The sequence below is a fragment of the Granulicella arctica genome, assembly GCF_025685605.1.
GTDB lineage: Bacteria > Acidobacteriota > Terriglobia > Terriglobales > Acidobacteriaceae > Edaphobacter > Edaphobacter arcticus.
The window spans coordinates 4477342-4500708 of the sequence record NZ_JAGTUT010000001.1; the positions used below are offsets into that span (position 1 = coordinate 4477342).

The window sequence follows — 23367 nt, forward strand, 5'->3', positions numbered from 1 at the left end:
GGCTACGGAGGGTTTCGATGGTAGAACTTTGGCTGATTCGACACGGTGAAACAGAGTGGAGTTTGAGTGGAGCACATACGAGTCGTACCGACATTCCCCTTACCGATCACGGACGGCTGCGTGCTGCGGAGCTGAAGCAGTATTTGGCGGGGAAGGAATTTTCCGCCGTGTTGACGAGCCCAATGCAGCGGGCACGCGAGACCTGCTCGATTGCCGGTTACGGCGAGGTCGCGGTGATCGATGAAGGCTTGCGAGAGTGGGATTACGGTATTTATGAGGGAAAAACAACCAAGGAGATCCGTGTCGACCGTCCGGATTGGTCGGTTTGGAAAGACGAGATCATTGGCGGGGAGACCGTCGAGCAGGTTGGTGAGCGCGCTGACGGAGTGATCTCGCGTGCGATCGCCGCGATTCCGCCGGATGCTGAAGGTGCGGTTGCGCTGTTTGCTCATGCTCATATTCTCCGTATTCTTGCGGCTCGCTGGATCGGCCTTACGGCTGAGGGTGGAAGCTTATTTGGCCTTGGCACAGGATCGGTCAGCGTTCTTGGCTACGAACGAGAGACGCGGGTTGTCAGCCACTGGAATCGTGGATTCGAAGGGTAACTGGAAATAATGCTCCTGAAATTGTCATTTGTTTGTCTCGTCTTCGTAGGTCTTGCACAGGCACAAGTGCGAGTACATGGTCATGTCGTTGATGCTTCCGGGAGATCGGTTTCGGGAGCAACAGTGGAGACGACTGATCATCGCGTCTCGACTGTCGCCGATGGAATGGGTGCTTTCGCGCTCGACTTGAACGGTGCGGGGACTGCGGTACTGCACGCATACGGCCAAGAAATGAACTCGGCAAGTGTAACGGTCGCGGTGTCAGATGGAACCGAGGTGCAGTTGGTGCTATCACCTTCTTCGCTGATGCAGGATGCAACCGTTACGGCTACGCGGAGTGGCGTTGAGATGGGACCTGCTGCGGTGACGCAGAGTTCTCTGAGTAGTGAGAAGCTCACGAAATATCCTGCGCTTACGCTGGATGAATCGCTGCGACAGCATGCTGGTTTCGAGCTGTTCCGCCGTTCGAGCGGCTGGATCCAGAATCCTACGAGTCAGGGTGTTTCGCTTCGCGGGCTTGGTTCTACGGCGGTGAGTCGAACGTTGATCCTGGCGAACTCTGCTCCGCTCAATGATCCGTTTGGTGGATGGATTCATTGGAACGAGCTTCCTCCCGCAACGATCGAGGCGGTGACGATTACGAGCGGTGGCGGCTCGGATCTGTATGGTTCGAGTGCGCTTGGCGGTGTGATCGACATCGCTGCAGCGCATCCGCAGGAACCGCGTGCGGATGTCAGTATCGCGTCGGCAGGTGAAGATACGCGGACTGCGAATGGCCGCGGCGATCTTCAACAGGGAAAGTGGCATGAACTGGCTGCCGGTGAGGACTTCCGAACTGCAGGCTACATTCTCACGGCGCCTGCGGTTCGAGGTCCTGTTGATGTTCCAGCGAACGTGCACTTCGAGAACGGTCGCGTTGAGGTCGACCGCACGCTTGGTCTAACAGGGCGAGCGTTTGTGACCGGCAACCTGCTGAACGAAGCGCGGGGCAATGGAACTCCTGTTACGACAAATGGAACACGTTTATGGCGTTATCTTGCCGGTGATGATTGGAGCTCGGGAACGCGCGCGAGCGGTCGTGCAAGGCTGTTTGGCAGCGATGAAGCCTATCGGCAACGCTTCTCGTCTCTTGGTGCCGGGCGACGAGCAGAGACACTGACACGCGTACAGAAGAACGAGACGCAGGAGCTTGGTGCTTCGACCGATGCATCGTTCCATCTTGCCCATATTGCATTCGTCGGTGGTGCGGATGTTCGTGATATCCGCGCTGGCAATCGCGAGAAACCGGCTACAGCGTTGCAGGTTACAACATCGCGACAACGCTTTATCGGCGGATTTGGCGAGGTAATTGCCGAGCATGGTCGATGGTCAGGCGCTGCTTCGATTCGGGTCGATTCGGCTTCAAACCTCGACACGACGATGTTTACGGGGCCAGTCGCAACGGTCATTCCGAACCGGAATGAGATTGTGAGCAGTCCGCGTGTTGGCGTGGTTCGGCAGCTTTCGCGGCAGGTATCGCTGCATGGTTCAGGCTTCCGCGCGTTTCGAACACCGACGATGAACGAGCTTTATCGGACTGGTCAGGTTGGCCAGGAGACGACGCAGGCCAATCCGAAGCTGGTGTCGGAGCGAGCCACTGGCGCTGAAGGCGGTGTCACTGTTGCGCTGCCGCGTGTTGCAGTGCGAGCGACTTACTTCTGGACTGAGATCAATCGACCGGTTGCTGCGGTGGTGATCAGCAGTACAGCGACGTCGATCCTCGAGATGCGGCAGAACCTTGGACAGATCCAGAGTCAGGGTATTGAGACGAGCGTTGATGTGAATGAAGGGCATGGAGTCTCGGGCAGCTTTGGCTACCAGTATGCGCATGCTGTGGTGACGAAGTTCTCAGCGCAACCGACGCTTGTCGGGAACTGGATTCCTGATGTGGCGCGTGAGATCGCTACGGCTCAGTTGCGATTCCAGAATGTGCGGTTTGGCGAGTTGACGCTGTCGGCGAGGAACAGTGGACGCGCGTTTGACGATAGTGCGAATACGTTTGTTCTGCACTCCTTCTTTCAACTCGATGTGTATGGCGAGCGACGCCTGGGACGCGGATTTACGGCGTTTGTTTCGGGGCAGAATCTGCTGGACCGACGAGCGGATGTGGCTCGAACTCCTGTGTTGACGCAGGGAATTCCGTTCATCGCGCAAGGCGGTGTTCGTTATGGTTGGGGTGCGCGGAACAACTAAAACAGTGTTAATTACAAGTTATCTGTGGCTTTCGCGTCGGTGTACTCTTTTGATGTTCCGAGCTTCTGTGCGTGGTAGATGCCTTTGTGGCCGGAGAACAGATAGCTGGTGACGCAGGCGATGGCTGCGAAGGCTCCTGCTTCTGGTCCGAATAGTTCGAGGGCCATGAGGCTTGAGGCGATCGGCGTGTTTGCTGCTCCTGCGAAGACGGCTACAAAACCCATTGCGGCGAGAAGCGACGACGGTAACGGTAAGAAGCTCGAGAGTGCGTTTCCCAGCGTTGCGCCGATGTAGAAGAGCGGCGTGACTTCGCCGCCTTTGAAGCCTGCTCCGAGTGTGACGGTGGTGAAGGCGAACTTTGCTGCGAAGTCGTATCGCGGAAGATGCTGTGAGAAGGCTGCGACGATGGTTGGAATCCCGAGGCCGATGTACTTGCTGGTGTGCGCGATTCCTATGCTGAAGACTGCGATGGCTACGAGCGATCCCCCGATGAAAGGCCGCAATGGAGCGTAGGTTACATGCTTCTTGAAGATGGCTGAAATGGCGTGCGTTGTGCGGGCGAAGAGTAAGGCTGTGATGCCGAAGGCAATGCCTGCGACGATGGCTGCGAGCATGTTGATCGGCGTAAGTGGAGCGAGTTCGGTGACGGTGTAGATGGTGTGGTGAACTCTCCACGCGTGTGTGACGTAATCGGCTGCGAAGGCGGCGAGGAAGCAGGGGAAGATTGCGTCGTAGCCTACGCTGCCGATGGTCAGGACTTCCAGGCCGAAGACTGCGCCTGCGAGCGGTGTGCCGAAGACGGAGCCAAAGCCTGCGCTGATGCCGGCAATCAGGAGCGTTCGACGATCTCTCCTGCTCAGGCTCAGGTGTGGAATGTGGCTGAGGATCAGGTCGATCTGGTCGGCCAGCGATGCTCCTGTCTGAAGCGCCGTTCCTTCGCGGCCTGCGGAGCCGCCGAAGAGGTGCGTGAGCGCTGTTCCGATCAGGATGAGCGGTGTCATCCGGAAGGGAACTGTGGAACGCGCTTCGCGGGCTTCGGCGTGGATCTCGGTGACGATGAGATTGTTACCGGCTTCGACGGAGCGACCGAAGTAGTGATACATCAAGCCGACTACGAGGCCTGCGATCGGCAGCAAGGCGATGATCCACGGATGCGCTTCGCGCGTGCTTGTTGCCCAGTTGAGCATGACAATCAAGAGGGCTGACGCAGAGCCAGCAAGGATTCCGACTGCGATGGCGAGAATGAGCCAACGCGCGGTGTCTTTGAGTTGACGAATGAAAAGCATGGGTCTCCTACGAGCAGATCGTAGGAGTCATCAGCCAGCCTGTTGCCTGGCGGTTATGGCGGAACCCCATCGCCTTGATCCGAGATTATCAATCTATAAGTAAGCGGTCAATTGCTGCTGGCCATTCGGATGGTGCATCGACGGTTGCGTCGGGTTCCGCGGCGGCGAGTGAGTGTGGAGCGAGGCCGAAGGTGCAGCCAAGCGAGCGCGCACCGCAGTTGCGTGCGGTGAGAATGTCTACGTCCGAATCGCCGACCATGAGGGTTTGCGATGGCGTGAGTGGTTTGCCGGAGAGTGCAGCAGCTTCGGCGATGAGGGTTTGCAGGCCTAGCGGATCGGGCTTCTTGGTGTGAAAGCTGTTTCCGCCGTAGTTCTGGAAAAAGTAGCGGTCGAGGCCGAAGTGGGCGCAGATGGCTCGGGATGGATTGACGGGCTTGTTCGTGAGAACGGCCATGAGGATCTTTGGATTCGCGGCTTTGATGGTTTCGAGTGCTTCGAGAACGCCTTTGTAGACGTAGGTGTTGTCGAGCTTGTGAACGTGGTAGTACTCCAGAAAATATGTGATTGCTGATGTTACATACTCATCGTCGTGCCGCTCTCCTGCCGGGTCTCCGAGGGCTCGGCGGATGAGCATGCCGACGCCGTCGCCGATGTAGGTGGCTACCACGGCTTGGGGCAGTGCAGGTCTGCCGAGGTGCTGGAGTGTGGCGTTGACGGCGTTGCAGAGATCGACGCGGGAGTCGATCAGGGTGCCGTCGAGGTCGAAGACGATGAGGCTTAAGGTCATTTGATTAGTTTATGCGGCTGAGGACCGGGGTGGCGGTTGCGCTATCTATCCGTGTGATTCGTAGTCGGGTTCGATGCTGGGTGGGCAGAGGGTGAGGAGTCGGTTGAGTTCGGCGTTGTTTTCTGGTGGCGGGTTGGTTTGGTAGCGGTCGTAGGGGTTGTGGTTGACGGAGGTTCGTTTTCTGGCGGCTCTGGCGTCGATTTCTGCGGTGGCTTTGTCGTATTGGTCGTGTTGTTCCTGTTGGAGGGCGAGGTCCTGGGTGTGGCGGAAGCGGGCGGGGGAGGTGCGGGCCTGGCCTGGTTCGAGGGGTGCTTCGGGGTCTTCGGCGGGGGCGAGGGGGCCGTGGACGGGGTCCATGACGACGTGCTGGACGGGAGTCTTGGTGAGGTCGGGGGTGGTGAGCGGTTCGGGGTCGGGGGGCAGGTTGCAGCCGACGACCTGGAGGCCGTAGAGGAGGAGTCCTGCGGTTTTGGTGTCGATGCGGCCGGCGGCGAGGCGGCGGAGGACTTCGCCGAGGGCGCGGCGGAGGGCGGGGCGGTCCTCGGGGATGTCGAGGTGGAAGTCTTCGGTCTCGCAGGGGGTGCGGCGCGGTGGGCGCGGGGCGGGGATGCGGCTGGTGTGGTGGTAGTAGCAGAAGTTCTCTTCGCGGAGGCTGGGGCTGCCGCACTGGTGGCCCTGGGTGAAGAGGTGGCGGCAGCGGTGGGTGCGGGCTTCGGGCTGGCTCATGTGGTACTCCTATCCCCCCGTACCTGAGTACGAAAGTGTTCAAACGAAAGGACTTGGTGGGGTACCTGTCGGTACGTGGCTGGGGTCACGCTTTGGGGCACGCAAAAAGGCCCGGCTGGTGGCCGGGCCTTTTGCTTTTTACCTCTATTAACAGAATAGCAGGTTGGGGGGTATCTCCCTGCCAACTTTGTTGGCCACATTCTAAAGGGGTTAGGGAGGTCTGGGGCTTGACACGCTTTTTGCTGGTGTTTTTGGAGGTTCATTCTTTTCAGGGGCGGAAAGGCCTATGAATATGGGCGAATGCTGGGGAAGGCAAGCAACGGCAAGGGCAGCGGCTAATGCGGGGGTGTTCGACTTCGCGTTGCTCCGGTCGAGATGACGGAGGTTTTAAGTGGGTGGGCAGAGGCAGAGGCAAGGCAACGGTAGAAGACGGGCTGGAAGGTAGGAGTTTGTATATTCCCACCTCCCAGCATCGTGGTTGGGTTTAGCGGATTTCTATGTCGCCGCTGCCGGTGTCGGCGCGGAGGACGGGGCCGCCGCCGTTGACGGTGCCGGAGACGTGGTGCTTGTTGAGGGAGCCCTGCATGGTGATGGGCTGGGCTACGTTGACGGAGCCGGAGCCGGTGCTGGCGTTGAGGCTGAAGCGGGCGCTGGAGCCAAGATTCATGCGAATGTTGCCGGAGCCGGTTTCGAGCTTCCAGTCGGTGGAGGGGTTACCGGCGATTTCGATGTCGCCGGAGCCCGTCTGGGCCTGGAGGCCACTAGCTACCCCGGCGAGGTGGATGTTGCCGGAGCCGGTGTGGGCGCGGATGTCGCCGGTGGCGGTCTCCTGAAGTTCAATGTCGCCGGAGCCGGTTTCGAGTGTGGCTACGCCGTGGATGCCCTGTGCCTTGATGTTGCCGGAGCCGGTGTTGGCTTTGAGGCTGGCGCCTACGGACTCGATCTGTACGTCGCCGGAGCCGGTGTTGGCGCTGATGGCGGAGGCGTGGGGGAGGGTGATGTCGTAGTCGATGGAGATGTTGCGGTAGAGGTCGTTGTTGCCGTGACGCTCGCCGATGGTAACGTCGTTGCCGGACTGCTGGATGGGCGGATTGTTGGCGATCTGCTGCATGCGGGCTTCGACGTCATTGCTGGAGCCGAACCAGCTGTTGTTGCCGGAGTGGATGTGAGCGACGACGTGGATCTGGCTGTCGGAGCCGGCGTGGAGATGGACGTTTCCGGAGCCGGTGGAGACGGTGACGTTCGGGGTGGAGGCTACGTTGAGGGTGCGGTCGAAGGTGCGGTCGGCGGCGAAGGCGCTGGTGGCGAGGAGGGCGGTGAGGAGGATGGCTTTCATTTGGTGGCTCCTTTGTAGTGTGTGAGGCCGGGGTTGAAGCCCCTTATTGGTGGTGTTTTGTCACAGGGCTGAAGCTCTGTGCTTCCACCTGAAGTGCGCTTATCTATTGCTGGAGAATTACGGTGTCGCCGGGGTTGAGGCCGGCGAGGATTTCAGTTTTGGTGCCGTTGGAGATGCCGGACTTGATGGAGACCTTGCGGCGGCCGGTCTTCTGTTTGGTGTCGGGGACTTCTACGGAGGCGTTGCGATCTTTGTCGTAGAGGACGGCCTGCTCGGGGACGGTGAGGACGTTTTTGTGCTCGTCGAGGATGATCTCGGCGTTGGCGGTCATGTTGGCCTTGAGCTCGCCGCCGGGGTTGTCGATGGAGACACGGACTTCGAAGGTGGTGACGTTATCCTTCTCGACGCCGAGGGGGGCGATGCGGGTGACCTTGCCGAAGAAGGTCTTGTCCTTGAAGGATTCAACCTTGATGCGGGCGGGCTGGCCGAGGTAGACCTTGCCGATATCGGACTCGTCGACCTTGCCCTGGACGTAGACCTGGTGGACGTCGCCGATGGTCATGACGAGGGTTGCGGTCGAGCCGAGGACGAGGATGGAGCTGACGGCGTCGCCCTTTTCTACGTCGCGGGAGAGGATGACGCCGTCCATTGGGGACTGGATGACGGTGTAGGAGAGCTGCTCTTCAAGCTGCTTGAGGGAGGCCTTGGCCTGCGAGACCTGGGCGAGGGCCTGGCGAAGCTTGGAGTTGTCTACGGTGATCTGGGCTACGGCCTTGTCGCGGGTGTTGGCGGCGAAGAGGTACTTCTGCTGGGCGTCGTCGAGAGCCTGTTTGGAGACGACGCCGTCCTTCGCCATTTCGAGGGCGCGATTGTAGGTGTTCTTGTACATGGGGAGGTCGGGCGCTTCGGCGGCTACCTTGTCAAATTCGATGGCGGAGGCGGCTGCGGCGGCGTTGGACTGGGCTGCGTTGAGGGAGGCCTTCTGGGCGTCGACCTGAGCGAGAATTTCGACCTGATCGAGCTGGGCGATCTGCTGACCGCGGTGGACCTGGTCGTTGATGTCCACGTTGAGATTGGTAAGGATGCCAGAGGCCTTGGATTTGACCTCGACCTTGGTGATGGGCTGGACCTTGCCGGTGGCGACGACGGAGCGGGCGATGTCCCCCTTTTCCGCCTTGGCGAGCTGGGAGGCTTCTATTTTGGTGCTGCTGGAGGTGGCTGCGTAGACAACCCCGCCGACGACGGCGAGAGCGACTACAACGAGGCCAATCCAGAGCCAGAGATTACGTTTGCCTTTACGCTGCGTGGTCACGAGACAGATCCTCCGAGATTGAGACGGGATGATTTCCGGATCGTCTCGGAGTTAGGTTACGGAGTGGTGAAGAGATTGGTTCCGTGGATGATGAAATTTATTGGGGATCAGGCTCGACCGGCGAAGTCGCGGTTCTCGGTGGAGACTTTGATCTTCTCGCCTTCCTTGATGAAAAGGGGGACGCGGAGTTCGAGGCCGGTCTCGAGGCGAGCCATCTTGGTGCCGCTGCCGCTGGAGGAGTCGCCGCGCAGGCCGGGCTCGGCGTAGGTGACGTCGAGTTCGACGAAGATGGGGAGCTGCAGGCCGATGGGGTTGCCGTTGTACATGTAGAGCTGGAGGAGGGCGCCTTCGATGAGGTAGTCGAGGGCGTTGCCGACCATGTCGCCGGTGAGGGTGAGGGTCTCGAAGGAGTCCTGATCGAGGAAGTGGGAGCCTTCGCCGTCGGAGTAGAGGTAGGAGGCGTCGACGAAGTTGAGATCGGGCTCCTTGAACTTGTCGCCAGCCTTGAAGGTCTTTTCGAAGACGGCGGAGGTGAGGAGGTTGCGCATCTTGAGGCGGACGAGGGTCTGGCCGCCGCGCGCAGTGGGGGTGGTGATTTCGGCGTCGAGGCAGGTGTAGGGAACGTCTTCGAGCTCGAATACTGACTTGCGCTTGATGTGGATTGCTTCGATGAGTGCGGCCATGGGTCCTTTTAAGCAGGTGCGGAATGTATGCGGGCGACCTGGGTTCTGCGTTCGTTCAAGTATAAGGGGACTGGCTTGCGATGAGTTTATTAGAGAGACGAGGTGGGTGCTTGCGGATAGTGCTGAGTGTGGCGTTGGTTGTAGGTAGCGCGATCGTTGCAAGTGGGTGTGGGGATTCAATGGCTACGCTGAGCCGACTGGCTGCTAAAGGTTCGATCCATGAGGAGGCTCCGGTGACGACTCGGCTGGAGGTCCGGATTATTGCGCCTCCTGCCAAGGTGTGGGCGCTGCTGGTGGATGCGTCTTCGTGGCCGAAGTGGCAGCAGGGGATTGACAGCGTCTCGGTGGCGGGCCCGCTGCAGCGTGGGACCGGCTTTACGTGGGTCGCCGGAGGGACGACGATCCACTCGCAGGTGCAACTCTTCGAACCGGAGCGGCGGCTGAGCTGGACGGGAACGGCGATGACGGCGAAGGCTGTCCATGTGTGGGAGTTGAAGGCGTTGCCGGGAGACCAGACGCTGGTGGTGATGCGTGAGTCGATGGATGGCTTGTTGATGGCGAAGATGTATCCGTCGGCAAAGCTGGAGGCGGCGGACCGGGCGTGGCTGGCTTCATTGAAGCTTGCGGCAGAGCAGAAGCCGTAACGCGGGTTTACTTGCAAGCAGAACCGATTAGGACATTCGGGACGATTCGCAGAAGATGGAAGATGCACCAAAGTCAACTTGGAAGCGGGCCATGCTGTGGATGTACATGATGTTAAGTCGGAGTTGCTGGCAGGGCTGACGGCCGCGCTTTCGCTGGTGCCGGAGGTTGTCGGGTTCGCGCTGGTGGCGCATGTCAATCCGCTGACGGGCTTATATGCAGCATTCATCATCTGCCTGGTGGCGGCAATCTGGGGTGGTCGGCCGGGGATGATCTCTGGCGCGGCGGGGTCGATGGCGGTGGTGTCTGCTGGGCTGGTGGTGCAGCATGGCGTGCAATATCTTTTCGCCACGATCGTGCTTACGGGCATTCTGCAGATGGCATTTGCGTGGTTCCGGCTCGGCAAGCTGATTCGCATGGTGCCGCATGCGGTGATGCTGGGCTTTGTGAATGGGTTGGCGATTGTGATCGCGTCGGCGCAGGTGCAGCACTTTTATGTACGAGCGGCCGATGGACGTCGTGGGCTGATGGCTCCAGGCAAACTGCTGGTGATGCTGGGGCTTATAGCGTTGACGATCGCTGTGACTGTTCTTCTGCCGAAGGTGACGAAGGCCTTTCCTTCTGCGCTGGCAGGCATCCTGGCGGTGAGTGGCCTTGCTTTTGCGTTGGGGATCAAGACGCGTACGGTGGGCGATCTCGCGTCGATCCATGGGACGCTCCCGCATTTCCATCTTCCCGAAGTTCCGTACACGCTGGAGACGTTGCGGATCATCGTGCCCTATGCGCTGATCCTCGCGACGATTGGGCTGGTGGAGACGCTGCTGACGTTGAACCTGATCGATGAGATGACGGATACGCGAGGCAGGCCGAATCGTGAGTCCATGGCGCAGGGTGTGGGGAACTTTGTTGGCGCGCTGTTCGGCGGCATGGGCGGCTGCGCGATGATTGGGCAGAGCATGATCAACCTAAACGCGGGTGGGCGGCGACGTCTGTCCGGAATCGCTGCGGGTGGATTTCTGCTGTCCTTCATCCTTGTGGGCTCGCGGCTGATCGAACGCATTCCGCTGGCGGCGCTGGTTGGGGTGATGTTTGTGGTGGCGGCGGAGACGTTCAACTGGAAGAGCCTTCGCGGGATGGCGAGAGTGCCGAAGCACGACACGCTGGTGATGCTGACTGTGACCGTTGTGACGGTGTTCACGAACCTTGCGGTTGCGGTGGTCGCGGGCATCGTGATCGCGGCGCTTGTGTTTGCGTGGGATCATGCGCAGCAGCTTGAGGTGCAGATTGTGGCTGTGCCCGGTCGGACGACTTACCGGCTACGAGGTAGTCTCTTTTTTGCATCGGCTGCGCAGTTCACCCGGTTCTTTCATCCGAAGAATGATCCGGCTGAGGTCTACCTGGAGTTCGATGAAGCGCGGATCATGGATTCCTCAGCGTTGGAGGCTATTGAAGCCCTGACGGAGCGCTACCGAGCCCAAGGCAAGCTCTTGCATCTTCGAGGCTTGAGCGAGCATTGTGACAAGCTGCTACGACGCAAGGACGGCAGAGTGAGCCTGCTTGCTGTTGAGGATTACGAGACGGTCTAAGGTTGGATTGGGACGGCTTTTCCTCAGATTATAGCGCCGGCTGGAACGCCTAGAATGGGGGTATGGCTGCTGCAGAGTTTACCCACCTCCATCTTCATACTGACTATTCGCTCCTCGATGGGGCCTGCGACGTGGATAAGCTTGCGGCGCACCTGAGCGGCATGGGCCACACGGCTGCCGCGATGACGGACCATGGGAATATCTATGGGGCGGTGCACTTCTTCGACGCGATGAAGAAGAAGGGGCTCAAGCCGATTCTTGGCTGTGAGCTTTATATCTGCAAGAACGATGACCATCGCGCTGCGCCTGAGGGCGACAAGTACAACCACCTGCTGGTGCTGGCGGAGAACGAGGCTGGCTATCGGAACCTTGTCCGGCTGACGAGTGAGGCGGCGCTGCATGGGTTCTACCGGAAGCCGCGGGTCTCGAAGGACTTTCTGGCGAAGCATACGGAGGGGCTGATCGGCTTCTCGGGGTGCCTGGCGGGTGAGGTGAATCAGCACCTGATGGCCGGGAAGTACGACGAGGCAAAGGGTGCTGCGGGTCGGTTCGAAGAGATATTTGGGAAGGGTAACTTCTTTCTCGAAATTCAGGACCATGGGCTGGAGCCGGACAAGGCGGTGTGCCATGCGTTATTCAAGATGGAGCGGGAGTTGGGCATCCCGCTGATCGCGACGAACGATGCGCACTATGTGGCGGAGGACGACTCGCGGGCGCACGAGATCCTGCTGTGTGTGCAGACGGCGGGGAGCATGAATGACCCGAAGCGGTTCAAGTTCGACACGCAGGAGTTCTACCTGAAGTCGGCAGAGGAGATGCATCGGACGTTCGCGCAGAACCCTGAGGTGTGCAATCGGACGATGCAGTTTGTCGATCGCTGCAACCTGAAGATGACGAAGGTGGACAATCCGTTTCCGGACTTTCCGGTGCCGGTGGGCGAGACGCTCGATACGTTCTTCGAGCAGGTATGCCGGGAGGGGTTGGAGAAGCGGCTGAATACGGCGGTGGCTCATCTGCGTGGGCGCGGTCAGTTGAAGAAGACGATTCCCGACTACCATGCTCGGCTGGATCGCGAGCTTGATTGCATTAAGGCCATGAAGTTTCCGGGCTACTTCATGATCGTGTGGGACTTTATCAAGTATGCGCGGGAGCAGCATATTCCGGTGGGACCGGGGCGTGGATCGGCAGCGGGATCGCTGGTGGCGTACTGCATGGAGATTACGGATATCGATCCGCTGCAGAACGAGTTGCTGTTCGAGCGGTTCCTGAATCCGGAGAGAATTTCGATGCCAGATATCGATATCGACTTCTGCATGAACCGGCGCGGCGAGGTGATCGAGTACGTCAATCGCAAGTATGGGCGCGACCAGGTGGCGCAGATTATTACGTTCAACACGATGGCGGCGAAGGCGGCGATCAAGGACGTTGGACGTGCGCTCGACATGCCGTATGGTGAGGTCGACCGGATCGCGAAGATGATTCCGCCGACGATCGGGATCACGATTGGGCGGGCGATGACGGAGTCGCCTACGCTGGGGCAGGCTTACGACAGCGATCCGAAGATCAAGGAGCTGATCGACGCAGCGCTAAGGCTTGAAGGGCTGGTGCGGGGAGCAGGTGTTCATGCTGCGGGCGTGGTGATTGCGCCGAAGCCGTTGACGGAATTGGTGCCAGTGACGCGGGCGAAGGACGACTCGATTGTGACGGCCTATGACATGGGCGCCATCGAAAAGATGGGCCTGTTGAAGATGGACTTCCTCGGGCTGACGACGCTGACGGTGATCGACGATGCGCTGAAGCTGATCAAGCAGACGACCGGGATTGAGGTCGATATGGCGACGATCGATCTGGATGATACGCACGTGTATGAGCAGGTGTTTCACCGGGCGCTGACGTCGGGCGTGTTCCAGTTTGAATCGGGCGGGATGCGGGATGTGTTGCGGCGGTACAAGCCAAATACAGTCGCGGATCTGACGGCTTTGAATGCGCTGTATCGACCGGGTCCGATCCAGGGCGGGATGGTCGATGAGTTCATCGAACGCAAGTGGGGGCGGCGCGAGGTTTCGTACGAATTGCCGGAGCTGGAACCCATTTTGCAGGAGACCCTGGGCGTGATGTTGTACCAGGAACAGGTGATGCAGATCTCCAATCGGCTTGCGGGTTTCTCGCTTAGTCAGGCCGATATGTTGCGACGGGCGATGGGTAAGAAAGACGTTGCGGAGATGACGAAGCAGAAGGTGCAGTTCATGGCCGGCGCTGCCTCGCTCAAGCACCCGAAGGAAATCGCGGGGAACATCTTCGACCTGATGGCGAAGTTCGCGGAATATGGATTTAATAAGTCGCACTCGGCGGCGTATGCGCTGCTGGCGTATCACACGGCGTGGCTGAAGACCCACTATCCGGTGGAGTTTATGGCTGCGCTGCTGACGAGCGAAACGTCGAAGCCGGAGAATGTGGTGAAGTACATCTCGGAGTGCCGCGAGATCAACATTCCGGTGGTGCCGCCGAATGTGCAGGTATCCGATGCGAACTTTACCCCGGTGAAGACTGAGGCTGGTGCGGCGATTGGGTTTGGACTGGCGGCCATTAAGAACGTTGGACATAATGCGATTGACTCCATCATCGCGGCTCGTACGGCGCTGCAGGCAGAGGGTAAGGCGGGGTTCGCGAACGTGTGGGAGTTCTGCGAGAAGGTGGACCTGCGGCTGCTGAACAAGCGAGTGCTTGAGTCGCTGATCAAGGCTGGTGCGATGGATTGCTTCGGCGGGCGTGCGCAGGTGACGGCGGCGCTCGACAAGGCGATGGAGCGGGCCCAGAAGGCGCAGAGGGATGAGGAGTCAGGGCAGCATGGGCTGTTCGGGATCTTTGACGATGGGCCGGTGAATGTTGCAGCGAGTGAAGATGCGCTGCCGAAGGTGCCGGAGTGGGATGAGCACACGCGGCTACAGAACGAGAAGGATGTGCTGGGCTTCTTCGTGTCCGGGCATCCGATGGATAAGTACCGGGAGAAGCTGCGGAACCTGAAGGTCGTCGACACGGCGACTGCTTGCGAGATGAAGCCGGAGCCGCAGGTGTTCAAGCGTGGGCGCAGCGAGGAGCCGCAGAACGAGATCCAGATTGCGGGCGTGATTACACAGCTTAAGGTGGCGAAGTCGAAGCGGTCGGGCGAGATGTATGCGCAGGCGGCGCTTGAGGATACGGTCGGGAAAATCGAACTGATCGCGTTTCCGCAGAGCTATGAGAAGCTGGCGGAGAAGCTGAAGATCTCGGTGCCGGTGCTGGTGCGGGGGGTGCTGCGGGGTGAGGAGGATTCGGCCCCGAAGCTGGCGGTGTCCTCGATCCAGGCGCTTGAAGATGTGAAGATCAAGCTGCCGGACTCACTGCGGATCAAGGTGCCGCTGCATAGTCCGGATACGGCGCTGCTTGAGAAGCTGCTGGCGATCCTGAGGGGAGCTCCAGGGAATGGGAAGCTGCTGCTGGATCTCGAGGAGCCGGGCGAGTTTTGCGCCGTGCTGGAGCCGCATGACGTGCGGGTCGCTGCGGATCGGCTGTTTATCGATAACGTCGAGGAGTTGGTGGGAATTGGTGGAGTACGCGTTCTGGACTAGTGCCCCAAGCGCAGGTGGGAAGAAATTACCCGATCTAGTTACTTGAGTAATCAGGCTGCCTTGCAGCGTTGAGCTGGGGCGTGGAGGAATAAGGCTCACTTTGCGGTATTTATTGCGGATACCCATTACTTTGACGAATAAAGAAAATGTGCCGATATGAATCCAGCGCATAGACGTGTTACTTTAGTTTTGTTACTAATGTAACTATGTCTCAACCACATTTCCGGTTTCGAACCTCTGTTTTGTCTACATGTACGCTATTCGTGTCGGTTGCCTCCATCTTGCTGATCAACAGTTCTTCGCCGCTGCGGGCTGCGTGGGCTTCCTCATCGACTCGCACAGCGCCAGGGGCGTGCACCGCAATCAAGGATTTTCAGCTGGCTGGCGGGAAGGTACTCGGGGCGCAATCGATTGAGGCGGGCGACACGTCCGATCTTCCGGCAGGGGTGGGGAGTGCCTCGTTACCGGCGTTTTGCAGAGTGACCGTCCAGATGACGCCGACATCCGACTCCAATATCGAGATGGAACTCTGGTTACCGGAGAGCTGGAATGGCAGCTTTCGCGGTGCGGGCAATGCGGGTTTTGCCGGGTCGATCGACTACCTTGCGTTGTCCGAGGCGCTGATGCAGGGCTATGCGGCCGCAGCCACGGACGCTGGCCACACCGATGCTGCTCTTAGCGGCGGCTGGGCGCTGGAACATCCTCAGAAGGTGATTGATTTCGGCTATCGCGCGGTCCACCTGATGACCGAGGCTTCGCACCAGATTGTGCGTGGGTTTTATGGCGCGCCCGCAGCGCACTCCTTCTTCTCATCCTGTTCGGACGGCGGAAGAGAGGCGTTGATGGAAGCACAGCGCTATCCCGCGGACTATGACGGGATCGTTGCCGGTGATCCGGCGTATGACTGGACTGGTTTGATGACCAATGCGTTCAACAATGAGAAGCAGCGGAAACTGAACCCGCTTAGCTCAATTTCAACAGCGCAGCTTGCAACGATCAGTTCGGCGGTTCTGGCTGCCTGCGATGCTTTGGACGGTGTGCGCGATGGAATCATTGGAGATGCGCGGCAATGTTTCTTCGATCCCGAGGTTCTGACCTGTAAGGACAAGCAGGGGACGGCTGGAGCGAATAACTCCTGCCTGCTGCCTGTGCAGGTGGCTTATCTGAAGGCACTCTACGCTGGTTCGCACACACGCGACAACGAGGTTATCTTTCCTGGATATCTTCCGGGAGGGGAGCTTGGTGCGGGTGGCTGGGCGACGTGGATCACGGGTGGTGGGCAACTGCCAATCCCCGGCATGACGATGTACGAGCAGGGTTACTTCGCCAATATGGTTTATGACAATGCTTTGTGGACGGGAGACTCTGTCACTTCGGATGAGGCTTACCAGCAGGCAAATGCTGTGACGTCTGTTGCCGTCGATGCGACGAATCCGGTATTGACGCCGTTCTTCAAGCGTGGCGGAAAGCTCATTATGTATCACGGCTGGAACGACCCGGCGGTCTCGCCGCTCAGTTCGATCAGCTACTTCAATAGTGTGTCTGCTGCTACGAAGGGCGAGGGGAATACGTCCATGCGGCTGTATATGGTTCCGGGAATGCAGCATTGCATTGGCGGCTCTGGGCCGACCTACTTCGGCCAACTTGGCTGGTTCGACGGTGAAGGCACCGATGATGCGCACCATGATGTGAACCTGGCGATGGATGAGTGGGTGAAGACGGGAAAGGCGCCTGAGGCGATCATCGCCTCGCAATACACTGCTGCGGTGGCTGGAGGTGCAAGTGCGATGACGCGTCCGCTGTGTCCTTATCCGCAGATCGCGGCGTATCGCGGTAGCGGCAGCACGAATGATGCGGCAAACTTCGCTTGCACACAGGCGCCGAATGTCGCTATTCCTCCTCGTATGCCGCCTTCTGGTTCAGCGATACGGTAAGGGATCGATTGAGTCGCCGTCGATCGCGGGGGGTACATTGCGTCTGCGCGTGCGTACCACTAGACTGAGGACTGCATGGCCGACCTAGAGAGCAGCAGAACGATTCAGGCACCTGTTCCAGAAGCATGGATCAAAACGGAGCTCGCGCGTAACGCTCAGCGCCCACATCCGATGGACTTCATCAACGGACTGTTTACCGACTTCAGCGAGATTCACGGCGACCGTGCTTATGGCGACGACTCGGCGATGACCTGCGGGATGGCTCTATTCCATGGCGAGCCGGTGCTGGCGATCGGGAACCTGAAGGGACGGACGCTGAAGGAGCGCGTGGCGCGGAAGTTCGGCAGTCCTGATCCTGAGGGCTATCGGAAGAGCCTGCGGGCGATGAAGCTGGCCGAGAAGTTTGGACGGCCAGTGTTTACGTTTCTGGATCTTGCGGGAGCGAATCCCGGGATCGGCGCGGAAGAACGCGGTCAGGGCGAGGCGATTGCGCGAAACCTGTTGGAGATGTCGCGACTGCGGGTTCCTACGATCGCGACGATTACGGGTGAAGGCGGTTCGGGCGGTGCTTTGGCGCTGGCTGTGGCTGACCGTGTGCTGATGCTCGAGAATGCGATCTACTCGGTGATTTCGCCGGAAGGTTGCGCGTCGATCATGTGGAAGGACGCGACCAAGAAGCAGCAGGCTGCAGCGGCGCTGAAGTACACGGCGAAGGATGCGAAGGCGCTGGGCTGCGCGGATGACGTGATTCCTGAGCCTGAGGGTGGAACACAGGCTGATCCTGCGGCGGCGATGGCGCTGGTCGATCAGCGGTTGCGACATCATCTTGGCGACCTGCGCGGTTTGCCGGTCGAGGTGATGCTGGATCGCCGGTATGAGAAGTTTCGGAACATGGCGCAGTTCTATACGACTGCCTAAGCAGCAACAGGGAGTTCGCCTCATTGCCGCAATTCGCTTCAACGAGTACGCCGAATCGCAAACTGCGGCGATCGCTCCAGTTCGCGCTGTTTATTGCGTCGCTGCTGTGGTTCACGCTCTCTGAAGCGCTTGCAGGGCGCGCTGCGCGAGGGCTGACGAATCGCTTCGATATCGAGGATGCTCGACCTTTGCTGTCGGGGCTGTTCCTTATCTTCCTGCTCCTTGTAGGTTTTACGTTGTTGGCGTCGATGTCGCGCATCGGTCGCGTGACGTTGCGGAGTGCGCTTGGTCTGCCGAAGCGTCTGACTTCGGGGCGCGAATGGCTGCTTGGTGCGGCGATTGGCTGGGGAATCGCGGTGGCTTCAGTGCTGCCAATGGCGCTGGCGCGGGCGTTGCATGTGCGGTTCTGGACGGATCATCGGGCGTTTGGCTTGCTCGGCTGGCATGTTGCGGCACTGCTTTTTTCGACGCTGGCTCTCGAGGTTGCGCTGCGTGGGTTTGCGTTTCGACGGCTGATCGAGGCTGTTGGTGCTGGTTGGGCTACAGCGCTGATGGCAATTCTGCTGGGTATCGCGCATGGAATCAGCCCGGACTCAACGGGTATCAGCATCCTGGTGACGATGATTGGGAGCGTTCTGCTGTCGGTTGCGTGGCTGCGAACGCACGGGCTTTGGCTTCCGTGGGGATTGCACTTTGCATGGAGCGGCAGCCTGGCGCTGATCTTTGGGCTTCCGGTTCGCGGTGTGAGCACGTTTTCTTCTGTGGTGCAGACGCGGGCGATCGGCTCGGCGTGGCTGACTGGCGATGATTTCGGCCCGGAAGGCGCTCTGTTTACGGCTGTTGTAGTGCTTGTAGCGATCGTTATTTTGGTGAAGACTACGGATGATTACGCGTGGGATTACACGCGGCCTGAGCTGGTTGCTGCGGGTTATGAGGTGAATCCTGATTCGCCTGCGGAGCATGTGGCGATGGAGCGTGATGCGGCTGCGAGGGCTCCTTCGCTGGTGCAGATACTGCCCACTACTTCGGAAGCTATTTCGGTGGATGGCTACCCACCCCCTCCCCCCCGCCCCTAAGTACGAAAGTATTCAAAACAGAGGTTTTAGGTCCGCGCATCGGTGCGGTGTGCGGACCTGTGCAGCGTGAGGCGGGGGGCTGCGGAGGCTTGTGTTTGTCAAGTTTGCGGGAATGGTTTTGGACGCCTGAGCCTTGGGGCGCTGGTGGCGATTTGGGCGAAGTGCTCGACGATGGGGCGGGTATCGCCGACTGTTCTGGCCAGTTCAATATTGCTGACGATTTTTGCGCTGCGAAAGGGGATGCAGACGACTCCGGGGACGGCGATGCGTTCGACACATGCGGGGGCAACCGAGACGCCGAGACCAGCTCCGACGAGGCTGAGGATGGTGAGCCAGTGGGAGGCTTCCTGGACGATGCGGGGGCGGAAGCCGTGCTCCTCGAAGAGGGTGAGGGGTTTTTCGAAGGCCCGTGCGCCGGCGGTTCGGGGGTAGTAGACGAAGGGGTCGTCGCGTAGTGAGCCGGGTGAGATGGTCTTCTGGTGGGCGCAGGGGTGCGAGGTTGGGAGGACGGCTACGTAGGGCTCGGAGAAGAGGGTGGTGACGTGGAGCGTCTTGACGGCGTCGCCATCGCGAAGGATTCCGGCGTCGAGGGTTCGGTTTTCAAGGCCCTGCATGACATCTGCGGTGAACGACTCGTGAAGGTGGAGATGGACGCGGGGATAGGCGTTGCGATAGGCGCGGAAGATTGCGGGAAGCGTTGTGAGAACTGCGGAGCCGACGAAGCCGATGTGGAGCGAGCCGACCTCTCCCTGACCAATGCTGCGGGTCTCTTCGATGTCGCGCTGAACATTGCGGAGGGTGCGGCGTGCGCGTTCGAGGTAGGCTTCACCGGCGGCGGTGAGCTTGACGGAGCGCGAGGTGCGGATGAAGAGGGTGTAGCCGAGGATGGATTCGAGGCTACGGATCTGCTGCGAGAGCGGCGGTTGCGAGAGATGCAGGCGCTCGGCGGCACGGCCGAAGTGCAGTTCTTCGGCGACGGCGACAAAGTAACGGAGGTGGCGAAGCTCTACATCCTGATCCATAGGTTTGAAGTCATGATTGCATGGAACAAGATATTGGACGTCATGAAGTGGCGCTGGCACACTCTTTGTAGAGGTTGAGCGATATGTCGAGCAATGCGGTGAAGTATCCAGAGGCTGATGGCGTGGTGCCGGTGATCGAGATTCGCGCCCTGGTTGCGGGGGAGGATGCTGCGGGGTTTCGGAGCTTTCGGACTTTGAACGAGGAGTGGATTACGCGTTTCTTTACGCTGGAAGCGAGGGACGTTGAGACGCTGGGTGACCCTGAAAGCCTGATCCTGGGCAAGGGTGGGCAGGTCTTTATGGTGTATGCGGATGCTGAGGCAGTGGGGTGTGTGGCGCTGATCCCGATGAACGATGGGGTGTATGAGCTATCGAAGATGGCGGTGTCGCCGAGGCTGCGCGGGCTGGGAATCGGCCGGCGGCTGATCGAGTATGCGATTGCTCAGGCAAAGGCGATGGGGGTGCGATCCCTGTTTCTGGGGAGTAATACGAAGCTGGCAAATGCGGTTCACCTGTATGAGTCGGTTGGTTTTCGGCATGTGCCGGTTGCTTCGTTGCCGCCGATGGCCTATGGGCGGGCTGATGTGTTTATGGAGATGCCGCTGTAGAGCAGTTCCGCTTACCTCGGTCGGCCAAAGAATAAGACGTAGCCGTCAGGGTCGCAGATCTCAAAGCCGCGAAGGCCATCGTGGGTGTCCTCGAGGGGCATGCTGAATACAGCGCCTTGATCGGAGAATTCCACGGCGAGTGCATCGGGATCAGGCGAGTAGACGTAGGCATCCCACCTCATGGAAGGGTTACGTCTAGAGTTTGGCAGGGGCGTTGTGTCTCTATCAGACTTGACGAAGAGTTGTGCGCCTTCGCGACCTAGGATGGCAAAGAAGGGGTTTTCGTCCGGCTGCTGAAAGGTTGGCTCGAAGCCAAGCTTGTCACGGTAAAAGGCGATGGTTTGATCGACGTTGCTGACAATGAAGAATGGCGAAATCGCGAGGATCGCTGGTTCTGTCATACGCGTGACCCTTCCTGCCAGGAATCGATGTTGAGTAGCGACGCTGAAGCGATGCTGTCTATTTGTCGAGACGTGAGGATCACTCTGATTAAAGACTGCCAAGTAGGCTAGAATGATATTTGTGGCCGAAATACGTCTCTCAGTGAGAACGGTTCACGAAGTTGATTCTGTCGAGGATAAAAGAGAATGGCAAAGCGTCGTGGAAATCCGAATTGGGGTAAGCCTGAGCCGATCGGCCCGGTGGTCCCCACTGTTACATCGTTCGAGATGGTTGTCAAAGAGTTCAAGCTGACCCCGGACCAGTACATCCGGTCGACTCGTCTGCGGGAGTGGGCGCGGCGGAACAAGAACTCAAAGTACATCCCGGAGGCCCTCTTAGAGGCCTGGGGCTTTGAGATCGAGTCAACGCTGTAGATTTCTGGTTGTGTTTGCAACGATGCCGCCCATGAGGCGGCATCGTTGCGTTGGCGATTCCTTTTCTAAGAACCCCATTGCAGGTCCGAGCCGTCCTCCGGATAACAATGGAAAAGCACGTATTTTTTGTTGTTCGCCATGAGGCAGGACCCCTCGTAGTGGATTCCGTCCACTGGTGTCGCCTGACCGTGATACACCTTATGACCTGCCTTGATGGCGGGAAGTCTGCTGGCCCAATCGGCCATATGTGGCAGGGTGACCTGTTCATGCCAGGCAGCGCTACAGGTGGCTATGAAGCGATTGCCGCCACCCTTCTGCCTGGAACCAATGGGCTGGTCGGGGTGCTGATGCTTCAGTTGATCCTTATCGAGGCGGACACTGACGCCGAGCATGAGTAGCCTCACTGTCGACGAATCGCCCTCGAGGGTCAAGAGTGAACGCGCTGCGCCGTTATCCGCCGGAGGCTTCTGGATCTCCATGGGGCGGCTCAGAGTTGTTGCGATGATGGCGGCTGCCTGTATGACGTCAGCTTCCAGGTTGGGAAAGGAAAGAGCGTTCAACATTATGAAGATTCGCTCATAGTTGTCCTCCTTGGCTTCGAGAGGGCGTCCAGCGCCTAGCTTCATGGTGGTCAGTATGGAATGTCGCTGTGTTTCAACGGCTCTTTGGAAGCCATTTTTCTGTTGTAGGTTCATGCAATGGTGTGCCGCCGAGAAAAGGGCGAATCTCTCCTTAGATTTTTAATGTGCCTGGCGAAAGGAGGAAAAGCGCTACAAGACTGCAAAGAGATGAGGATCTTTCGCGTGCCGAGCATCTACTCTCTGCGGGCATTTGCGATGGGGCCTGAAGGTACGTCTCATCCTGAGGGTGCCGTCGCATGAAGTCAAGTGATTGGTTTCGGCGCTGATGACCTGGGCTGACCGACTAAGATAGGTAGAGGTGACGTGCATGTTTGCTGATGTTGAAGCGGCGGTAGCGGAGATTCGGGCGGGGCGGATGGTGGTGGTCGTCGATGACGAGGATCGCGAGAACGAGGGCGACCTGACGCTGGCGGCTGAGTTTGTAACGCCTGAGGCGATCAACTTCATGGCGAAGTTTGGGCGAGGGCTGATCTGCCTGACGCTGACGGAGGAGCGCGCGGACTACCTGCGGCTGGGACCGATGACGCAGGAGAATACGTCTCGCTTTGGCACGGCGTTTACGGAGAGCATCGAGGCGCGCGAGGGTGTGACGACGGGGATCTCGGCGGCGGACCGGGCGCACACGATCAAGGTGGCGATCGATTCGCGATCGACGGCGCGGGATCTGGCGAGGCCTGGCCATGTGTTTCCGCTGCGGGCACGCAAGGGTGGCGTTCTGGTTCGGGCAGGGCAGACGGAGGCTTCCGTTGACCTGGCGCGGATGGCCGGACTGGTCACGGCGGGCGTGATCTGCGAGATCATGAACGAGGACGGAACGATGGCACGGGTTCCGGACCTGATCAAATTTTGTGAAGAGCACGAGATGTTGATGGTGACGGTGGCGGACCTGATCCGCTATCGGCTGCAGCACGAGCGGTATATCAGCCGGGTGGCTGAGTCGGTGATGCCGACGGTGCATGGGGACTTCCGGATGATTGCGTACGAGAGCGAGGTCGAGGGCGACCAGTCGCATGTGGCCCTGGTGTTTGGCGATGTGACGGGTGAGGGTGATGTGGTGCCGGTTCGGGTACACACGCACTGCCTGGCGGGGGATGTATTTGGGACGACGCTTTGCGATTGCCGGGCGGTGATGGACGAATCGCTGCGCATGATTGCGGAGGCTGGACGTGGAGCGCTGGTGTATCTCCACAATGGCACGAAGGGATTTGGGATCGATGCGAGCGTGACCCCGGCTCGGGTGGTGCTGCATCGTGAGGCTCGCGGGAAGGACCGCGCGGATGACCGCAGCCATCGGACCCTGCGGCAGGTTGGTCTGGGTGGGCAGATTCTATCGGACCTAGGGATCCACCGAATCAAGCTGCTGACGAATACGCCTACGCATGTTCCGGCGCTGCAGGGCTTTGGGATCGAGATTGTGGAGCAGCTTCCGGTGGCTGTTGGCGTGAAGGCTTAACGCGGATCAGTGCGAATGAGACGGATTTACTTGCAATCGCGCTGAGGGTTTACCGCGGATGGCGCGGAGGTACGCGGATAAGTGCGGATAAGGCTAT

General features: G+C 59.4%; 20 protein-coding genes and 1 riboswitch. Of the genes, 11 read left to right on the forward strand and 9 right to left on the reverse strand.

Translation table 11 applies throughout. The features are described 5' to 3' along the window. The first annotated feature begins 17 nt into the window (after nucleotides 1–17). Together OHL20_RS18915 and OHL20_RS18920 are read left to right on the forward strand one after the other, a co-directional pair. Nucleotides 18–605, forward strand: coding sequence for a histidine phosphatase family protein (locus OHL20_RS18915; RefSeq protein ID WP_263384714.1), 588 nt, complete (start codon nucleotides 18–20; stop codon nucleotides 603–605). Nucleotides 606–728: 123 nt separating this feature from the next. After that, nucleotides 729–2837 carry a TonB-dependent receptor plug domain-containing protein gene (locus tag OHL20_RS18920; RefSeq protein WP_263384715.1) on the forward strand — a complete coding sequence of 703 codons (2109 nt, stop codon included), beginning with the start codon at nucleotides 729–731 and terminating at the stop codon, nucleotides 2835–2837. 11 nt (nucleotides 2838–2848) lie between these two features. Here OHL20_RS18920 and OHL20_RS18925 read toward each other — a convergent pair whose 3' ends face one another. The 6 genes from OHL20_RS18925 to OHL20_RS18950 form a co-directional block, all read right to left on the reverse strand. After that, nucleotides 2849–4123 (reverse strand): voltage-gated chloride channel family protein, encoded by a 1275-nt coding sequence (locus tag OHL20_RS18925; RefSeq protein WP_263384716.1) that lies wholly within the window; start codon nucleotides 4121–4123, stop codon nucleotides 2849–2851. A 14-nt stretch (nucleotides 4124–4137) separates the two neighbouring features. Continuing rightward, nucleotides 4138–4206, reverse strand: a riboswitch (Fluoride riboswitch). A gap of 5 nt (nucleotides 4207–4211) precedes the next feature. Then, a complete protein-coding gene (locus tag OHL20_RS18930) occupies nucleotides 4212–4910 on the reverse strand; it encodes an HAD family hydrolase (RefSeq protein WP_263384717.1) in 699 nt (232 codons plus the stop codon). 45 nt (nucleotides 4911–4955) lie between these two features. Then, nucleotides 4956–5636, reverse strand: coding sequence for a hypothetical protein (locus tag OHL20_RS18935; protein ID WP_263384718.1), 681 nt, complete (start codon nucleotides 5634–5636; stop codon nucleotides 4956–4958). A gap of 484 nt (nucleotides 5637–6120) precedes the next feature. Beyond that, on the reverse strand, nucleotides 6121–6972 hold the full coding sequence (locus OHL20_RS18940; RefSeq protein ID WP_263384719.1) for a DUF4097 family beta strand repeat-containing protein: 852 nt from the start codon (nucleotides 6970–6972) through the stop codon (nucleotides 6121–6123). A gap of 103 nt (nucleotides 6973–7075) precedes the next feature. After that, the gene (locus OHL20_RS18945) at nucleotides 7076–8284 is read right to left on the reverse strand and encodes an efflux RND transporter periplasmic adaptor subunit (RefSeq protein ID WP_263384720.1); all 1209 of its coding nucleotides are present in this window, start codon (nucleotides 8282–8284) and stop codon (nucleotides 7076–7078) included. A gap of 107 nt (nucleotides 8285–8391) precedes the next feature. Then, a complete protein-coding gene (locus tag OHL20_RS18950) occupies nucleotides 8392–8967 on the reverse strand; it encodes an elongation factor P (protein WP_263384721.1) in 576 nt (191 codons plus the stop codon). A 179-nt stretch (nucleotides 8968–9146) separates the two neighbouring features. On the opposite strand from OHL20_RS18950, the gene OHL20_RS18955 reads away from it, so the two are divergent. The 6 genes from OHL20_RS18955 (at nucleotide 9147) to OHL20_RS18980 (ending at nucleotide 18731) form a co-directional block, all read left to right on the forward strand. Continuing rightward, nucleotides 9147–9611 carry an SRPBCC domain-containing protein gene (locus OHL20_RS18955; protein WP_263384722.1) on the forward strand — a complete coding sequence of 155 codons (465 nt, stop codon included), beginning with the start codon at nucleotides 9147–9149 and terminating at the stop codon, nucleotides 9609–9611. 96 nt (nucleotides 9612–9707) lie between these two features. Next, on the forward strand, nucleotides 9708–11195 hold the full coding sequence (locus OHL20_RS18960; RefSeq protein ID WP_263384723.1) for a SulP family inorganic anion transporter: 1488 nt from the start codon (nucleotides 9708–9710) through the stop codon (nucleotides 11193–11195). Nucleotides 11196–11257: 62 nt separating this feature from the next. After that, nucleotides 11258–14803, forward strand: coding sequence for a DNA polymerase III subunit alpha (dnaE, locus tag OHL20_RS18965; protein ID WP_263384724.1), 3546 nt, complete (start codon nucleotides 11258–11260; stop codon nucleotides 14801–14803). A gap of 281 nt (nucleotides 14804–15084) precedes the next feature. Further along, the gene (locus OHL20_RS18970; RefSeq protein ID WP_263384725.1) at nucleotides 15085–16737 is read left to right on the forward strand and encodes a tannase/feruloyl esterase family alpha/beta hydrolase; all 1653 of its coding nucleotides are present in this window, start codon (nucleotides 15085–15087) and stop codon (nucleotides 16735–16737) included. Nucleotides 16738–16812: 75 nt separating this feature from the next. Beyond that, the gene (locus tag OHL20_RS18975; protein WP_263384726.1) at nucleotides 16813–17655 is read left to right on the forward strand and encodes an acetyl-CoA carboxylase carboxyltransferase subunit alpha; all 843 of its coding nucleotides are present in this window, start codon (nucleotides 16813–16815) and stop codon (nucleotides 17653–17655) included. 23 nt (nucleotides 17656–17678) lie between these two features. Then, nucleotides 17679–18731 carry a type II CAAX endopeptidase family protein gene (locus tag OHL20_RS18980; RefSeq protein WP_263384727.1) on the forward strand — a complete coding sequence of 351 codons (1053 nt, stop codon included), beginning with the start codon at nucleotides 17679–17681 and terminating at the stop codon, nucleotides 18729–18731. A gap of 98 nt (nucleotides 18732–18829) precedes the next feature. On the opposite strand, the gene OHL20_RS18985 is transcribed toward OHL20_RS18980, so the two are convergent. Further along, nucleotides 18830–19753, reverse strand: coding sequence for a LysR substrate-binding domain-containing protein (locus OHL20_RS18985; protein WP_263384728.1), 924 nt, complete (start codon nucleotides 19751–19753; stop codon nucleotides 18830–18832). An 83-nt stretch (nucleotides 19754–19836) separates the two neighbouring features. On the opposite strand from OHL20_RS18985, the gene OHL20_RS18990 reads away from it, so the two are divergent. After that, on the forward strand, nucleotides 19837–20361 hold the full coding sequence (locus OHL20_RS18990) for a GNAT family N-acetyltransferase (protein ID WP_263384729.1): 525 nt from the start codon (nucleotides 19837–19839) through the stop codon (nucleotides 20359–20361). A gap of 11 nt (nucleotides 20362–20372) precedes the next feature. On the opposite strand, the gene OHL20_RS18995 is transcribed toward OHL20_RS18990, so the two are convergent. Beyond that, nucleotides 20373–20762, reverse strand: a complete 390-nt coding sequence (locus OHL20_RS18995; RefSeq protein ID WP_263384730.1) for a VOC family protein — start codon at nucleotides 20760–20762, stop codon at nucleotides 20373–20375. Nucleotides 20763–20948: 186 nt separating this feature from the next. On the opposite strand from OHL20_RS18995, the gene OHL20_RS19000 reads away from it, so the two are divergent. After that, nucleotides 20949–21176, forward strand: coding sequence for a hypothetical protein (locus tag OHL20_RS19000; RefSeq protein WP_089407742.1), 228 nt, complete (start codon nucleotides 20949–20951; stop codon nucleotides 21174–21176). 65 nt (nucleotides 21177–21241) lie between these two features. Here OHL20_RS19000 and OHL20_RS19005 read toward each other — a convergent pair whose 3' ends face one another. Next, a complete protein-coding gene (locus OHL20_RS19005; protein WP_263384731.1) occupies nucleotides 21242–21739 on the reverse strand; it encodes a hypothetical protein in 498 nt (165 codons plus the stop codon). Nucleotides 21740–22124: 385 nt separating this feature from the next. Between OHL20_RS19005 and ribB the strand changes: the two genes are divergently transcribed. Further along, entirely contained in the window at nucleotides 22125–23270 is a 1146-nt protein-coding gene (gene ribB / locus OHL20_RS19010) for a 3,4-dihydroxy-2-butanone-4-phosphate synthase (RefSeq protein WP_263384732.1), read from the forward strand. Nucleotides 23271–23367 lie beyond the last annotated feature (97 nt).

Coding starts and splice junctions, on each gene's coding strand:
- OHL20_RS18915 (WP_263384714.1), top strand. CDS start 18: ATGGTAGAACTTTGGCTGATTCGACACGGTGAAACAGAGTGGAGTTTG.
- OHL20_RS18925 (WP_263384716.1), bottom strand. CDS start 4,123: ATGCTTTTCATTCGTCAACTCAAAGACACCGCGCGTTGGCTCATTCTC.
- OHL20_RS18930 (WP_263384717.1), bottom strand. CDS start 4,910: ATGACCTTAAGCCTCATCGTCTTCGACCTCGACGGCACCCTGATCGAC.
- OHL20_RS18935 (WP_263384718.1), bottom strand. CDS start 5,636: ATGAGCCAGCCCGAAGCCCGCACCCACCGCTGCCGCCACCTCTTCACC.
- OHL20_RS18940 (WP_263384719.1), bottom strand. CDS start 6,972: ATGAAAGCCATCCTCCTCACCGCCCTCCTCGCCACCAGCGCCTTCGCC.
- OHL20_RS18950 (WP_263384721.1), bottom strand. CDS start 8,967: ATGGCCGCACTCATCGAAGCAATCCACATCAAGCGCAAGTCAGTATTC.
- OHL20_RS18955 (WP_263384722.1), top strand. CDS start 9,147: ATGGCTACGCTGAGCCGACTGGCTGCTAAAGGTTCGATCCATGAGGAG.
- dnaE (WP_263384724.1), top strand. CDS start 11,258: ATGGCTGCTGCAGAGTTTACCCACCTCCATCTTCATACTGACTATTCG.
- OHL20_RS18975 (WP_263384726.1), top strand. CDS start 16,813: ATGGCCGACCTAGAGAGCAGCAGAACGATTCAGGCACCTGTTCCAGAA.
- OHL20_RS18985 (WP_263384728.1), bottom strand. CDS start 19,753: ATGGATCAGGATGTAGAGCTTCGCCACCTCCGTTACTTTGTCGCCGTC.
- OHL20_RS18990 (WP_263384729.1), top strand. CDS start 19,837: ATGTCGAGCAATGCGGTGAAGTATCCAGAGGCTGATGGCGTGGTGCCG.
- OHL20_RS18995 (WP_263384730.1), bottom strand. CDS start 20,762: ATGACAGAACCAGCGATCCTCGCGATTTCGCCATTCTTCATTGTCAGC.
- OHL20_RS19000 (WP_089407742.1), top strand. CDS start 20,949: ATGGCAAAGCGTCGTGGAAATCCGAATTGGGGTAAGCCTGAGCCGATC.
- OHL20_RS19005 (WP_263384731.1), bottom strand. CDS start 21,739: ATGTTGAACGCTCTTTCCTTTCCCAACCTGGAAGCTGACGTCATACAG.
- ribB (WP_263384732.1), top strand. CDS start 22,125: ATGTTTGCTGATGTTGAAGCGGCGGTAGCGGAGATTCGGGCGGGGCGG.